Here is a 14,211-nt window from a genome sequence, read left to right as displayed (position 1 = left end):
CCAATAGCAGCCAGAGCGGTGGCAACCGGCGTCCCGTGACGTCCGCCTACCGGCTGTCAGGACCCCGTCGGCACCGACCTCCTGAACTCGAGGAACAACAATGGTCTCACCGAGCACTGCCTTGCTCCAACGACGCGGTGTGCGCGTCCTGCGCGACCTGCGGATCCCGTCGGTCGAAGGAGACTGGACCCTCTCGGCTGATCTCTACCTGCCGAGCGAGACGCCTAGGCCACTGCCCACCGTGATCCTTCTGACGCCGTACCGGAAGGAACTCAGCATGGGGACCGAGAGCGAGCCTTACTGCTCGTGGTTCGCGGCCCAGGGGTACGCCAGCTTGATCGTCGAGTTCGCCGGCACGGGTGTCTCGGACGGGCCGACGCGACCGGCGTTCGTCCCGGACGAGGCGTACGACGGTGTCTCGGCAGTCGAGTGGGCGGCCCGGCAGCCCTGGTCGAACGGCAACGTCGCGCTCTGGGGCATCTCCTACGGAGGGATCCTCGCGCTGCGAACCGCCGCACTCCGACCACCGGCTTTGAAGGCGATCGTGCCGCTGATGGCGATGGCCGACCCTGGGCGCGACTTCATCCGGCCAGACGGCGCCGCCGCCGGCCTCGCGCCAGTCGTCTGGTGGGGGACCGGACGACTCGCTGACCAGCTGATGCCCCCGCTCCAGGACTTCCAGTCGGCCCGACAGCAGGAACGCTGGCGCAGCAGGCTGGACACCGCCGCGCTCGTACCGCTCGAGCTCTTCCGGGCGGCAGCAGACGACTCCGCGCTCGAAACGCTGAAGATCGACCTCTCGAAAGTGAGTGTTCCGACACTCAGCATCGCTGGATGGCGAGACATCCAATGGAACCCCCAGGTGGTAGCCTTCGAGCAGCTCAGTGGACCGAAGACCCTCATCGTTGGGCCATGGATGCACGTGGTCCCCAACGGGTCCCCGTTCGAGCGCACCGACTTCCTCCTGATCGCCGAGCACTGGCTGCGGCCGATCCTCGAGGACGGACAGGCCGTAGAGCAAGGCGACTGCGTGCTCTACCAGACCGGCGACGAGCAAGGCTGGCAGCGGTTCCACAACTGGCCGGCAGCTGACGCGAAGGTCCACCTCAGCGGAACCAGGGCCGGCACCCTCGTACCCGGGGTCGTCGACCAGCCCTACCGTGGGGCGACGCGACGCGATTGCACCGTGGGCAGCCACTCTGGGCTGTGGGGCATCGGGAGCGCAACGTTCGGGCTACCGATCGAGCAGTCGGCCGACGATGTGCGGTCGATCACCCTGGAGACCGATCCGCTCGAGGAAGCTCTGACCATCAGCGGTCGGGTCGAAGTCGCTTTGGGAAACAACACCCCGCCTCCGCGCCTCGTCGTCCGCCTTACCGAGATCGACGAACTCAACCGCTCGACCTTGATTGCGATGGGCACGTCCGTCGGTTCCAACAACGTCACCCTCTACCCGATCCTGCATCGCGTCCCGTCCGGACGGCGCCTGCGCGTCGCAGTGAGCGACTCCGACTTTCCGCGGCTGTGGCCAGCACTGGAGACCGACCCACTCGAGATCCAAGGCATCTCGATCGAGATACCGACCGCGAGTCCCGCGCTGTCTGAGCCAGCCGCCTTGCCGATGCTTGATGAAATCGACGAGATCGCCCTGGCGCTGGCAATCGGCACTACACCGACGTGGCGCATAACGCGCGATGCCATCCAGGACGGCATCGAGGTTGTCGTCGGATCAGAGTCGACGTACCTGACCGCAGACGGCGGACACGAAGTATTCCGGTCCCGGCAGCAGACCGCGACCGTGCGGAACGGACACCCCGAAGGAACTCGCATGTCCTCGATCGACACCCAACGCGTCCGGCTGCAGTCAGGGGAGACCATCGACGTCAAGGTAACTGCGCTCATGACCAGCGACTCTCTGTGGCTCAGCGGTGAGGTGCGCATCGACGACGAGATCGCCTTCGCCGAGCGGTGGCGCGGCAGCACGCCGGGCTCCTCAAGAGAGGTTGCCACGCAGTGATCAACACGGTTCTCGGGCAGGTGGACGCCGACCTCTTCCAGTTCGTCAGCATGCACGAGCACTGCTTCCTGGATTCGGATGTCTATGTGCTCCCCGCCCGGGAGGAGACCCCAACGCCGAACAGGGTCTCCATCGAGACCCTCGGCTTCATCCGCTGGAACTACGAGGCATGCCCGGACAACTTCGTGCTGGATGATGATCAGCTGACCACGAAGGAACTCGTGCCCCTTGGCGCTGTGCCGGGCGCCGCGATCGTTGACGTCACCCCAACCGGCATAGGTCGCGGACCGGACACCGCTCGGCGACTCGCCGCAGTCTCCAGCGCCACTGGGGTGATGATCGCGACCGGGTGTGGCTTCTACGTCGCCGCAACCCACCCTGAGTGGCTGCAGGCGATGACCGCCGAGCAAATCGCCGACTACATCGTGGACGAGCTCGACTCCGGCATCGGGAGACCGGCATCCGGCCAGCTGTCATCGGCGAGATAGGAACGGGATACCCGCTCTTACCGCGCGAGCTGGTCGTGCTCGAGGCGGCAGGCCAGGCCGCTGTCCGTACAGGCGCGCCGGTCAATGTCCACGTGTCGCCGTACGGTCGTGAGGGAGTCGGCATCGCGCGGCGGCTGACGTCGCTAGGGGTTCCCCCGGAGCGCGTCGTCCTCAGCCACATGGACTCCAACACCGCGCTGGACCGCGAGTACCACCGTGAGCTGTTGGAGCTTGGCATCGTGATCGAGTTCGACAACTTCGGGTGTGAGAACTACTCGGTCCAGTCTGGACGATTCCTCCGCAACAACAGTGACTACGAGCGTATGCAGCATATCGCCGAGCTGGTTGCCGAGGGCTACGGCCGTCAGTTGACGATCGGCTGCGATGTGTACACCAAGACGCAACTGACCTCGTTCGGTGGCCTTGGCTACGACCATCTGCACAAGCGGATCGCCCCGACCCTTCTGGAGTGGTTCGACGTCGATGCGTCCGCAATCGAAGAGATCGTCAGGAACACGCCGCGACGCCTACTGGACTGGGCGTGACACCCGTCGACTACCCGGGCCGCCACGCACCCGATTCTTCAGACCGACCAACACATCCACGATCGATGCGCGCGGAGGCGACGCCATGAGAGCCAACTTCACCGAGCTCCTTGAGCCGGCACCGCATCGATTCGTGGCGTTCACCTGCTACACACAGGAGCAGGCGAACGCGGTCATCGAGGAGGCCGAGGCCCAGGGCTCGCCCGTGTGCCTGCTCCTGGCAGAAGCCGCCCTCGCCGCCCGGCGCGGGCCGCTGTTGCTCCGCTACCTCGTTGATTCGGCGGTCACAGCCGCGGTGCCGGTTGCCGTTCAGCTCGACCACTCAACGAACCTGGAGTCCATCAGGGCGGCGCTGGACCTCGGTGCGACCGCGGTGATGGCGGACGGGTCGCGGATGAGCTTTGAGGACAACGTTGCCCTGACTGCGGCGGCGCTGGCTCGAGCCGCGTCGTACGAAGCCTCCGTTGAAGCCGAGCTCGGGCAGATTCCGGGGGACGAGGATGCGGCAGCAGTCACGGCGGCTGCGCAGAAGACGAGCGTCGCAACCACAAGGCGGTTCCTCCAAGAGGTCAGACCGGATGTTCTCGCGGTTGCGGTAGGCAACGTACATGGTGTCTATGAACACCCTCCCAAACTTGATTTCGGCCGCCTTCGCGAATTGAGCGCGTTGGATGTCGCCCTGTCGCTCCACGGGACCTCCGGGTTGCCGGATGACCAGGTAGCGGACGCGTTGTGCTTGGGCGCCGTGAAGTTCAACGTCAACACCGAGCTCCGCCGGGCCTACTTCATCGCGGCGAGCGACATCTTCTCGGCGTCGACGAGGTGGAACCTGCTGCGCGCCGGCGACCAACTCATTGCGGCCACCCGAAGGGCGGTCCAGCCCTACCTCGCCCTGCTCCACGATTCGCATGGCGGGACCACAGCTCAGTCAACCGACGAAGGAAGTGCGTGATGCCACCGTTCAACACCCAGAAGCTCGACCAGCTCATGGACGACAGCGGGGTCTCGCTCGTACTTGCGACGACGCGTCACAACGTCCAATACCTGCTCGGCGGTTACCGCTACTTCTTCTTCGCCAACATGGACGCCATCGGCGTCAGCCGGTACCTGCCCATGCTTGGGTACGCCGGCGATCGCGGCGCCTCCACCTTCTATGTCGGAGCCGGCAACGAAGACTGGGGTATCGACGCACATCCGATCTGGGTCGACGATGTGCACAACGTTTCCTGGTCGAGTGTCCAGGCCGCAGAGGTCGCGGCCGAATGCATCCGCAGACGGGGACTCGACCGCTCCACAATCGCCGTCGAGTATGCGTTCATCCCCGCCGACGCGCTGGACGCCCTGCGCGCCGCGCTTCCGGAGGCAACCTTCGTCGACGCGCACCCGATCCTTGAGTCGCTCCGGGGCGCCAAGTGCGAAGAAGAGTTGAAGCTGGTACGCGACGCGTCCACCGGAATCATCGAGTCGATGCTGAGCACCTTCGAACAGGTCTCGCCAGGCATGACGCGGTCGCAGATCGTCGAGATGTTCCGGCGCGAGCAGACCAACCGGGGCCTCGTATTCGATTACTGCCTAATCGCCACAGGACCGAGCCTCAACCGAGCACCATCGGACGAGATCTGGGCGGAAGGCGCGGTCTTGTCCCTCGACAGTGGTGGGATGTACCACGGCTACATCGGCGATCTCGCGCGCATGGGCGTGCACGGCGACCCCACTGACTACATGCAAGAACTGATGGATGAGATCGAGTCGGTCCAGCAGTCAGCACGAACTGTTGTCAAGGCCGGTGCACAGGGCGACGCCATCTACGAGGTCGCCGGCGCGGCGGTCGCAGAGTGCGCTCACCGGTCCAACATGCGCTTCCTCGCCCACGGCATGGGTCTCATCACCCACGAGGTTCCGCGGCTTACGGCGACTGGCCCGGTGCCATACCCTGCGGACCACGCGACCCTTCCCCTCGAGGCCGGGAACGTCCTCTCCATCGAGACCTGGATCGAAGACCCGACCGTCGGCTTCGTGAAGCTCGAGGACACTCTCATCGTCACCCACGACGGGTACGAGGCTCCGGGAGACAGCGGACGCGGCTACAACGTGATTCGCGGGTGATCGCATGGACTACGCGATGGCGGCATCTGAGTTGGCGAGGCTCGATGTGGTCCGAAACCTCAACTCGGACCAGCGGCGCTGGATCGTCGTACTCGACGATGACCCGACAGGCACGCAGACAACAGCCGGGGCCCCGGTGCTGCTGGGCGAATGGACGGACACCGATCTGCTCGAAGCGGGTCGCCATCCGTCGGGTCTCTGCTTCATCGAGACGAACAGCCGCAGCCTGGACGCCCAAGACGCGGCGCGTGCCGTCAAGTCGGCGACGCTGGCCGCGCTGCGGGTCGCCGACCAGAGCGGACTCCACCTGACGGTTGTCAGCCGAAGCGACTCCACCCTGCGCGGACACTTCGAACCCGAGCTCAACGCCGCGCTGGATGCATTCGTTCAGGCTGGCATCAGCCTGGACGGCATCATCTTCGCGCCGGCCTTCTTCGAGGCGGGGCGGTATACCCAGGGAGACGTGCAGTGGGTTGCCGACGAGAGCGGGACCCGCCCAGCTGCCGAGACAGAGTTCGCCAACGACGCCACGTTCGGCTTCTCGGAGCGGAGTCTGCGTGACTGGGTCCGGCACCGCTGGGCGACCCGGCAGGGGCAGGTTCTCACGGTGCCGCCTCACGCCCTGCGCTCGCTGAGAGAGTCGCGAGACGTCGCGATTGTCGAGGCTACGACCTACCACGAGCTTATCGAGCAGGTGATAGAGGCATACGAAAGGGAGAAATCGGGGGCTCGCTATCTCTTCCGGACAGGCCCGTCAGCCGTACGGGCAATGAGTGGACAGGCTCAGCCGGCGACAGGCGATGCTTGCCTGTCCAGGGGCATCGCCGGCCATGGGCTTGTCGTTGCCGGCAGCCACACCGCACTGACAAATCGACAACTCGAGGAACTCGTTCTGCAACACGCTCCGCAGGTCGTCGAACTGAACCTCAGCCTGGTGCTTGACGACGATCCCGTCTCCTCGACGGCCGAAAGTCGCCGCAGTGTCGACGCGGCCGTGACTGCCCTTCGGCAGGGACTCACACTGTTGCAGACGAGCCGCGACGATGTCCCGCACAGCGCCAACGCTCTCGAGACCACCCGATGGATCGCCGACGCGCTTGCCGTCGCGGTTCGGAACGTCTGCGAGCAGGAAGCTCCGGGCTATGTGATCGCCAAGGGGGGCATCACCTCAAGCGACCTCGCGGCGAAGTCGCTGCGCTGCCGCCGCGCGACCGTCCTCGGGCAAGCCTTCCCCGGGCAAGTTCCGGTGTGGCGGCTTGAGGACGGCCCTGCCGCGGGAACCCCGTACGTCGTGTTCCCAGGAAATGTCGGGTCGCCCACCGCCCTTGCGAGCGTTGTGTCGATCCTGGAAGGCAAGGAAGCCTCGTGACAACAATCTCTCGGGTGCCGCTGGCCGAGGCCATGCGGCGCGGTACTCCGCTCATCGGGCTTGTGGTCAAGATGCCGAACCAGGCCCTGGTCGAACTCGCGGGATACAGCGACTTCGACCTGGTCGTGATCGACACAGAGCACGGACTTGGTGACGGCGACCAACTCGAACATCACCTGCGCGCGGCCCAGGGGGTCGGTCTCTGGGTATTGGTACGTGTTGGCACAGCCTCCTCAATCGAGGTGCTCCGTGCTCTCGACGCAGGGGCAGACGGCATTATCGTGCCCCACGTGAACACCGCGGTCGATGCCGAGGCTGCCGTGCGGCTAGCGCATTATCCGCCACGCGGAACCCGGGGTCTGGCACTCAGTACTCGAGCAGGGCACTACGGATCCGTCCCGCTGGCAGAGCACCTGCGCCGATCGAGCGAGGAAACGGTCGTCATTGCCCAGATCGAGCATGCCGACGCGATCGCCAACATCGACGCGATCATGAGGACACCAAACCTCACCGGAGTCTGGCTTGGCCCGAGTGACCTGTCCATGTCCCTCGGACATCCCGGTGCGACAAATCACCCAAACTTCGTTGCAGCCGAGAGCATCGTGAGTGACGCCGCAGGCACCCACCCTGGCTGTGCTCTCGCGGTAGTCGCCGCGCACACCGAAGCCGTGCGCGGATGGCAAGAGCGCGGAGCAAGCATGTTCCTCGTACCGTCGCCGGACCTGGTGTCGGCCTCGTTGAGAAGCTACACAAGTGGCGCGCGGTCTGTACTCCAAGCAGTTCGACTGGTTGAGAAGGGACAATGAACGTCGTGAAACTGTTTGACCTCACGGGGAAGGCTGCGCTCATCACGGGCGCCGGATCGGGCATCGGCCGCACCTTCGCCCAAGCTCTCACCGACGCTGGGGCCAGGGTCGCGATCATCGACATCGCGCAGGAGCGGGCCGAGGCAGTGAGGGACGAACTGGTCGGCACTGGCAAGGAGGCCATTGCCATTGCCGCGGACGTCGCCGATCCGGATGCGATCACTGAGTTCGTGGACGAGACAGTCAGCCGCTTCGGGCGTCTGGACATCGCGATCAACAACGCCGGCATCAACCTCAACTCGTCGGCCGAGGAGACAACGCTCGCGGACTGGGACACCGTCTTCGGATTGAACGTCCGGGCGGTGTTCCTTGCCTGCCAGGCCGAGGCCAAACACATGTTTCCTCAGGGGTACGGCAAGATCATCAACACGGCCTCAATGGCATCGCTCATCGTTCCGCATCCCCAGAAGCAGGTCGCCTACAACGCGTCGAAAGGCGCCGTCGTCACGCTGACGCGCACGCTGGCAGCTGAGTGGGCTGACCGCGGCATCCGCGTCAACTGCATGTCACCAGGAATCATCCGCACGCCGCTGATCGAGCAGTCGCCCGATCTCGCGCCGCTCGTCGACGAATGGCTTTCGATGATCCCCGCCGGTCGCCTCGGCGATGTCGAGGACCTTCGCGGAGGCGTGATCTACCTGGCGAGCCCGGCCTCCGACTACATGACCGGACACAACCTCATCATCGACGGTGGCCAGACACTGTGGTGAGCGTCGCTCTGCGCCACGGGCTGTTGGGGTAGCCCGGGCATAGACCACTGGCGGGCTGCGGACGCGGCAGCATTGGTTCCTCGGCACCGCACCGATGTGGCGCTGCCGGATCACGGCGACCGTTGATTGTCAGAGACGTCCGCAGGCGTCGGAATGGAAGCAGAGGTGACCGTCGCGGTTCGTCGACGGGAATGCCAAATCAAGGCATCAGAATAGGCGCCGTTGCTGCTGGCACTATTTCCAGGGAGACGCAAAGGCTTCTTCAACCACCTCCATTGTTACTGTTGAGCGCTCAAGGAGCCGCCTCGTTCGGCCTATAGCGGCGGGCCAGTTCCAGGCAAGGGCGCCGACCACACGCCGCCCATCCCCAAACACGGTGATGGAACGATTCCTGCCCTGAGCAGATGAACCATCGATGGTCATGACCTGGCGCGGGTTGAATGTGCCGACAAATTGAAGCTTGACATCGAACTGATCTGACCAGAAATAAGGCAGAGCGGCGTAATTCGGGCCCTGTCCCAGACCCAATATTGCCTTTGCAGCAACGTCCGCGTGTGCCACCGCATTGGTCCAATGCTCAATTCTCTGCAAATCGTCAGACTGAGGCCTGCGGCGTCGAGCCACATCACCAACAGCGAACACGTCCCGGACGCCAACCACTCGACAGTATTCGTCGCAGAGAACTCCGTCTGTTACGTCAATTGCGGACATCGCCAGCCAATCCGAGTTGGGCACAGAGCCAATCGCTACAACAACGATGTGTGCCGTGACGACCTCACCGTCCGCCAACTCAACCGCTTCGACCTTGCCTCGTCCCAGAACTCGCCGAGCGGATACGGGCGCGAGGATTCTTACGCCGTTCCTTTCGTGCAGCGCCGCAACCCGACCTCCGATATCGCGGCCCAAAAGTCGCTCAAGCGGTACTGCCTGAGGCTCGACGACAGTAACAGAGAGACCCAACTGCGCCGCGGTTGAAGCAACTTCAAGACCGACAAACCCTCCTCCAATGACCACGAGTGAGCGTCCTGGTATAAGTTCGCTTCGAAGGCGTATACATTCTCCTAGGGTGCGGAGAGGAAAGATTCCTTTCATGACGGGAGCCGACAACGCTGCCGTCCTCGTCGAGGATGTAGCGTCGGAATGCCAGGTATGCCTCGCAGGTGTGGGTGTCGACGTCGGCCAGCGCCGCGACGTGTCGCTGTTCGAGCCAGCGGAAGAATCGGGTCAGCTCGTTGAGCCGTCCGATGCAGCTGCGCAGATGAAGCGGTGTGCGGTATGCCCTCGGCAATTCGGCGACGGCGAGGTGCCGCGGGGCGAGCACGGCCATGATCAGCTCCTTGGCGACCAGACGCCATCGCGGGTCGCCGATCGCGGCGAAGTTGAAGCGGCGGTTCGCCAAGGGGATGTGGACCGCCAGCCCGATGACCTCGGTGAAGTCCCACAAGTCGTCGTCGAACAAGGGGCGGCGAGTCCCCTCGGGCAGTGAGAGCCCCGCCCGCAGGCAGACATCGTCGCCTGTGAACGGTGACGGCCGGTCTTCGTGGACGCTGACGGCGGCGAAGATAGTCATGCGGTGAGTTCCTCTGGGCGAAGCGGGATTTCGGCGTCGGTGTCGCCGACCTTGGAAGCGGCGGCGGCAAGTTCGGCCGGGGCGAACCGGCCGAGGATCTGATCGATTCGTGCGGCGTAGGGTCCGAAGACCGCCATGAAATGCGCCGCAGGCATCTGCTGCCATTGGCGTGAGAAGAACGCCTTGAGCCGCAACAGATTCACCGCGTGCCGTGGCGCGAACACCGCCAGCGGGCAGAGCAGGCAGACCCAAGGCCGGGCCGGACACGGCTTGCCCACCGGGCCGTGCATCCCGGACAGTTGATCGGCGCAGGCTGCGGTGAACACGTCCCGCGCGCCGCCGACCAGGTCCCGGATGGTGTCGTCGTCGATGTTCATCGCCGCGATCAGCTGCGGGTAGCCGTCGACCAGCGCGGCAGCGTCCTCCTCGGCGATCACGGTGGGCGGGTGCGCGCGGCGCAACAGATCGTGCTGGGCATCCTCAATCACCGTCTCAACGGCGTGCCGCTGGGTCGCAGTCGTCGCCGACAGGTAGTGGTCACCCTCGACCGCGGGCGTGTGGTTCGGGTCGATCGTGGCGCGCGCGTTGCCGGTCCACGTCTTCTTGTCGCGCATCGCATGGTGAGTGGTGCGGATCCGGGCTCGATGGATCTTCAACGGCTGACCGTCGGTGCCGAGCAGGCCGTGGCGGTGGACCCATCGTTGAATGCCGACGCGGTCGATCTCGCGAATCAGAAAGGGTTTGCCGACGTAACTCAACCCCAACCACAGCCGGTCGCGGTCGACAGGTGCGACCAGCCCGCGCAACAGCGACGAGTGCGTGAGCCACTGCTCGAGCAACCGGACCGCCGGACGCGGCAGGTTGAGGCTTTCGGCCGCGGTGCGGCGCTTGACGTAGGACAGCAGGACCGTCGAGTCACCGGCCCAGTCGATGTCGTCGACCCCCAGATCGGCGATGCCGTCCGGGACGATGCCGGAGTAGATGCCGAACAGCAGCCGGTAGGCGATGACGACGTCCAGGTGCGGGAAGACCGCCCGCAAGGCGTCATAGAACGCCGGTGGTCGACGATTGTGAAACACGCCGTGCGTCACGCCGATCGCGCGGGCAAACACCGGAGTGGCGACCGGGCCGAGCCGTGCCAGCAGCCAGCAGAAGTTCTCCCACGTCCAGCCGAACTCCGCCGGATGGCGGCCCTGTGGGAGCGCGGCCATTGCGCGGCGGTGCGCCGCATACGACTCGTTGACCACCTCCCGGCAGGCGGTGATGAGACGCTCCCATTCGACCTCGGGATAAGGCGGCAGCGCCCGACGGTTCGGCTGGAGATTGAAGTGCCGGCCCGCCGCCAGCTCCAGCACCCCATCGCCGAGGTTCCCGCCGGATCGGGCGAATCCCTCCACCAACGCGCGGGTCAACGCCTCCAACCGTATGGGTCCTGCCATCCAGAACTGCGCCAGCTGTCCGCGGCGCAGCTCGCTGGCGCCGCCGGCGAAACCCTGCTCAGCCAGCGCACGCACCATCGCCCGGAGAGCACCCGCGTAGGCATCGACCGTTCCTGCCGAGTCGGCACTGCCATGCGGATGAATCAGCTCCACCAGCCCGACGGCCAGATCACGCGCCAACCGAGGGTTCGGCAACCCCGCCAGACCGAACTCCGCGCGGCTGCCGTCGCTGAACACACACCTGAGGCTCAGCGGATCGTCGACCACCATCGTCGCCATCAGAGCTCTGCCTCGTCGTCGAACTCGCCATCGGCTTCGAGTTGCGCGGCGTCCTCCTCGATGAGTCCGGCCGCCACGCCTGCGGTTTCGTAGGCATGCCGGTAGATCCGGGTCATATCCAGACGTTTCAAATACTTTTCCGTGGTCAAGACGGTCGAGTGTCCTAACAGGTCTCGCAGCACCAGCAGCGGATCGGCCTTGGTCAGATAGAACACCAGCGCCGCGTCGGCGTCGGTGTCGCGTACCAGCTTCGCCGCCTGCCGGTAGTAGCCGGTCACCAGGTATTCCAGGGTTCGCATCGAGAAGCAGTGGCGAAGCCGGTGGGGATGGACATGCGGGAATCGCGGTTCGAACCGCGTGCGGATCCGATCGGCAGTGCGCTCGAACACCGTCGCCCACGCCGTGAACGGACCACCATCACCCTTGACTGCCAGCAAGCACGACCCGCCCTCGGGCGCCACCAGCCGCCGTCGCTCCGCCGGAGTCAGCGAGCCCCAGGACCGCCGGATGCCATTGATCCGGCCGCCGCGCGCATCCGGTTCGCTCACCTGCAGCGGCTCGCCCCAGCGTCGTGGTGGCCGCCAGCTCGATCCATCGGTGACGGCCGCGCGGTCCAACTGCAGGTAGCCGTGCAACCCGGCCAGCGCGTCGTAGGAGATCCAGGTGGTGCGGAACTTGCGGCCCTTGGTGATCCCGCCCGGCACCGGGAAGGGATCGGGATCGCCGTCGGCGAGGGCGGCAATGCAGGGATTTCCCACCGCAGCAGGTGGGTGAACTCGCCCAGCCGCAGGCCGGTCGCCAGCGCCAGGTCGCCGATCGCGGCGTTGCGGGTCATCTCCCGTCCGGAGAACCCGGTGTCGGGGCTGCCGTCGGGTGCCAGGCCCCGCAACCCGTTGCGGAACAGGTCGACGAAGTCCGGCTCCAAATACTTGATGGTCACGTGCGGCTTTGGAGTCCGGCGCACCGCCAGGTTCACCCGCACGTCCCGCCCGGTCCCGGCGAAGATCGCCCGCGCCGACCGGTAGGTGAACGGCTCGGCGGCGGCGAACCCTTCCTCGATCGACCATCGGTAGAATAGCGACAGGATGCTCATGTGCTGGCCCCACGTGGTCGCCGCGAACCGCGCCCGCACCGGCCCGGCCGCCCGGTGCTCGGCGTACCGGCTCAGCCCGGCCTTCAACCGCTCCCGCGAGTCGAACAACCCCACCCCGTGCTCGGCGAGGAACTCCACCCACTCCCTGACCGCCCGCGCGTAGTTCTCCCACGAACTCGGCGCCGGCGCCCCGCTGGCCGGAAGCTCCCGCAACCACCGGTTCACCACCGACGCTGGCCGCGGTGCGGCCGGACCGTCTTCGAACAGCAGATCGTCATCGACGAGGAACGGCATCCCCTCGGGGATAACCGGCCGGTGCTCGACATCCCAGGACTGCCAGCTCTGCGACGAGAAGAAGCTCAAGATCACGAGCGGCCACAGTAGAAACACCACACCGCGCTACGCAACGCCCAAACCCCCAGGCCAGCCGCCCCTTCCGGGCCAATCGCAACACGGGAACTAAGCGGGGACAATGTGCCGCAGCATATGCGGACGTGCCCGCAGGCTCAGCCCTTGCTTGCGGCAACGAGCATTCGCGCTGTTGAACACCTCACGCCAGCCTGCCATCGACATCGGCAGCCCCCACTGGTTCAACCACAACCAGGCCGGCTCCCAACCATCGGGCCCCAACACCAGCAACCGGCGACGCTCATCAGCGTCCAGGCGATCAACCGGAATCCACCGCCCGCCCGACCGCACCGCCGCCCGAGCGGTGTCCTCGATCAACAGCGAGCGTCGAGTCGGCTCGTAGAAACCCCGCGACCTGCCATAAGCCAACGCCTCTGACCGATCCCACCGCACGTACTCCCACACGTCCTTCAGCACCGTCACCGGGATGTAGACCGCGCGGCCCGAGCTGCCCTTCGCGATCGAGTTCGGCAACACCGTGCGGGCATTCACCACCGCAGAGCCAGCTAACGGGACATCCGGAAGCTCGAACATCGTCAACGACGCCTGCTCGCACAGCCGCAGGCCCGTGCGCACCATCAAGTCGGCGAACGCCGCGTTGCGGGCCGCCCACCGACCCCGGAACTCCTCCCGCGGCCGGTCATCGGATGCGAAGCCACACACCCCGACGTTGCGCCACAAACGATACGACCGCGGCGGCAGCCACATCACATCCCGACGCGGTCCCACATGCGACGACTCAGCCGGCACCTGCCGCGGCTCGCCCCGGCCCGAAATTCCCTGCCGTGTCTCGATCCGCTGCCGGATCGGATTGCCCGCCACCAGACCTTGCGAGACCGCCCAGACGTAGAACTGGTTGACCGTGGCAACCTCTCGATCCCACGTCGAGTCCTGGATCCTCGGCCCGGTTTCGTCGCGTCGCCGCCACCACTCGTAGGCCACCCGATCCTCCGTCGACGCGTCCCGCCAGCCCTTGCCGCCTCGCGCCGACCACAAGAAGTCCAGAAAAGTCCGGAGATCCCGCGCGTGCGCGGCCTGCGTGTTCGCCGGCGAATGCGCCAACCACACCGCGAAGTAGCGATTCAGCCTCAGGTCGTACTCGCCGCGCGGGCCGACCAAGAACGGCTGACCCTCCGGAACCCCCAACCCGTCCAGCCGCTCATCCAGCCCTGCGAACAGGCCAGCGAATTCGGTCATCAACACCGGCAGCTCACGCGGCCACGACAGGTCAAGTCCATCCGTGTGGTGTAGCGGTTGTGTCGCGTGATCCTCTGGTTGGTTAGGCGCTGAGCGCCGGGATGTCGGTGTCTGTGGTGGTCTC

Annotated in this window: 14 protein-coding genes; 8 read left to right on the top strand and 6 right to left on the bottom strand. The window is 65.7% G+C overall.

Features of this window, described 5'->3' with window-relative positions; all coding sequences use genetic code 11:
• Positions 1 to 100 precede the first annotated feature (100 nt).
• The 8 genes from EV643_RS10020 (at position 101) to EV643_RS09985 (ending at position 8,101) form a co-directional block, all read left to right on the top strand.
• Positions 101 to 2,017: a CocE/NonD family hydrolase gene (locus tag EV643_RS10020; protein ID WP_133799731.1), complete on the top strand. Its 1,917-nt coding sequence runs from the start codon at positions 101 to 103 to the stop codon at positions 2,015 to 2,017.
• Positions 2,014 to 2,505: a phosphotriesterase family protein gene (locus EV643_RS46405; RefSeq protein WP_133799730.1), complete on the top strand. Its 492-nt coding sequence runs from the start codon at positions 2,014 to 2,016 to the stop codon at positions 2,503 to 2,505. The genes EV643_RS10020 and EV643_RS46405 overlap by 4 nt, the downstream gene beginning before the upstream one ends.
• Entirely contained in the window at positions 2,400 to 3,050 is a 651-nt protein-coding gene (locus tag EV643_RS10010) for a phosphotriesterase family protein (RefSeq protein ID WP_133799729.1), read from the top strand. Before EV643_RS46405 ends, EV643_RS10010 begins: the two co-directional genes overlap by 106 nt.
• Before the next feature lie 85 nt (positions 3,051 to 3,135).
• On the top strand, positions 3,136 to 4,002 hold the full coding sequence (locus tag EV643_RS10005; protein WP_166665390.1) for a class II fructose-bisphosphate aldolase: 867 nt from the start codon (positions 3,136 to 3,138) through the stop codon (positions 4,000 to 4,002).
• A complete protein-coding gene (locus tag EV643_RS10000; RefSeq protein ID WP_133799727.1) occupies positions 4,002 to 5,156 on the top strand; it encodes a M24 family metallopeptidase in 1,155 nt (384 codons plus the stop codon). The genes EV643_RS10005 and EV643_RS10000 overlap by 1 nt, the downstream gene beginning before the upstream one ends.
• Positions 5,157 to 5,160: 4 nt before the next feature.
• Positions 5,161 to 6,525, top strand: a complete 1,365-nt coding sequence (locus EV643_RS09995; protein ID WP_133799726.1) for a four-carbon acid sugar kinase family protein — start codon at positions 5,161 to 5,163, stop codon at positions 6,523 to 6,525.
• A gap of 14 nt (positions 6,526 to 6,539) precedes the next feature.
• The gene (locus EV643_RS09990; RefSeq protein WP_133799725.1) at positions 6,540 to 7,331 is read left to right on the top strand and encodes an HpcH/HpaI aldolase family protein; all 792 of its coding nucleotides are present in this window, start codon (positions 6,540 to 6,542) and stop codon (positions 7,329 to 7,331) included.
• Entirely contained in the window at positions 7,328 to 8,101 is a 774-nt protein-coding gene (locus tag EV643_RS09985; RefSeq protein WP_133799724.1) for an SDR family NAD(P)-dependent oxidoreductase, read from the top strand. The genes EV643_RS09990 and EV643_RS09985 overlap by 4 nt, the downstream gene beginning before the upstream one ends.
• A gap of 234 nt (positions 8,102 to 8,335) precedes the next feature.
• On the opposite strand, the gene EV643_RS09980 is transcribed toward EV643_RS09985, so the two are convergent.
• From EV643_RS09980 to EV643_RS09960, 6 genes are all read right to left on the bottom strand, one after another.
• Positions 8,336 to 9,193 (bottom strand): NAD(P)/FAD-dependent oxidoreductase, encoded by an 858-nt coding sequence (locus tag EV643_RS09980; protein WP_133799723.1) that lies wholly within the window; start codon positions 9,191 to 9,193, stop codon positions 8,336 to 8,338.
• Positions 9,084 to 9,671, bottom strand: a complete 588-nt coding sequence (locus EV643_RS09975; RefSeq protein ID WP_133799722.1) for a hypothetical protein — start codon at positions 9,669 to 9,671, stop codon at positions 9,084 to 9,086. The genes EV643_RS09980 and EV643_RS09975 overlap by 110 nt, the downstream gene beginning before the upstream one ends.
• Positions 9,668 to 11,389 (bottom strand): hypothetical protein, encoded by a 1,722-nt coding sequence (locus tag EV643_RS09970; RefSeq protein ID WP_133799721.1) that lies wholly within the window; start codon positions 11,387 to 11,389, stop codon positions 9,668 to 9,670. Before EV643_RS09970 ends, EV643_RS09975 begins: the two co-directional genes overlap by 4 nt.
• A complete protein-coding gene (locus EV643_RS44805) occupies positions 11,389 to 11,937 on the bottom strand; it encodes a site-specific integrase (RefSeq protein ID WP_202869496.1) in 549 nt (182 codons plus the stop codon). The genes EV643_RS09970 and EV643_RS44805 overlap by 1 nt, the downstream gene beginning before the upstream one ends.
• Positions 11,934 to 12,851 (bottom strand): site-specific integrase, encoded by a 918-nt coding sequence (locus EV643_RS44800; RefSeq protein ID WP_202869495.1) that lies wholly within the window; start codon positions 12,849 to 12,851, stop codon positions 11,934 to 11,936. Before EV643_RS44800 ends, EV643_RS44805 begins: the two co-directional genes overlap by 4 nt.
• A gap of 90 nt (positions 12,852 to 12,941) precedes the next feature.
• Positions 12,942 to 14,087 carry a site-specific integrase gene (locus tag EV643_RS09960; RefSeq protein WP_133799720.1) on the bottom strand — a complete coding sequence of 382 codons (1,146 nt, stop codon included), beginning with the start codon at positions 14,085 to 14,087 and terminating at the stop codon, positions 12,942 to 12,944.
• Positions 14,088 to 14,211 lie beyond the last annotated feature (124 nt).

This window comes from Kribbella caucasensis, assembly GCF_004361855.1.
Taxonomy (GTDB): Bacteria; Actinomycetota; Actinomycetes; order Propionibacteriales; family Kribbellaceae; genus Kribbella; species Kribbella caucasensis.
Note: the sequence above shows the minus strand (reverse complement) of the source record. Positions and strands in the feature narration are given on the sequence as shown.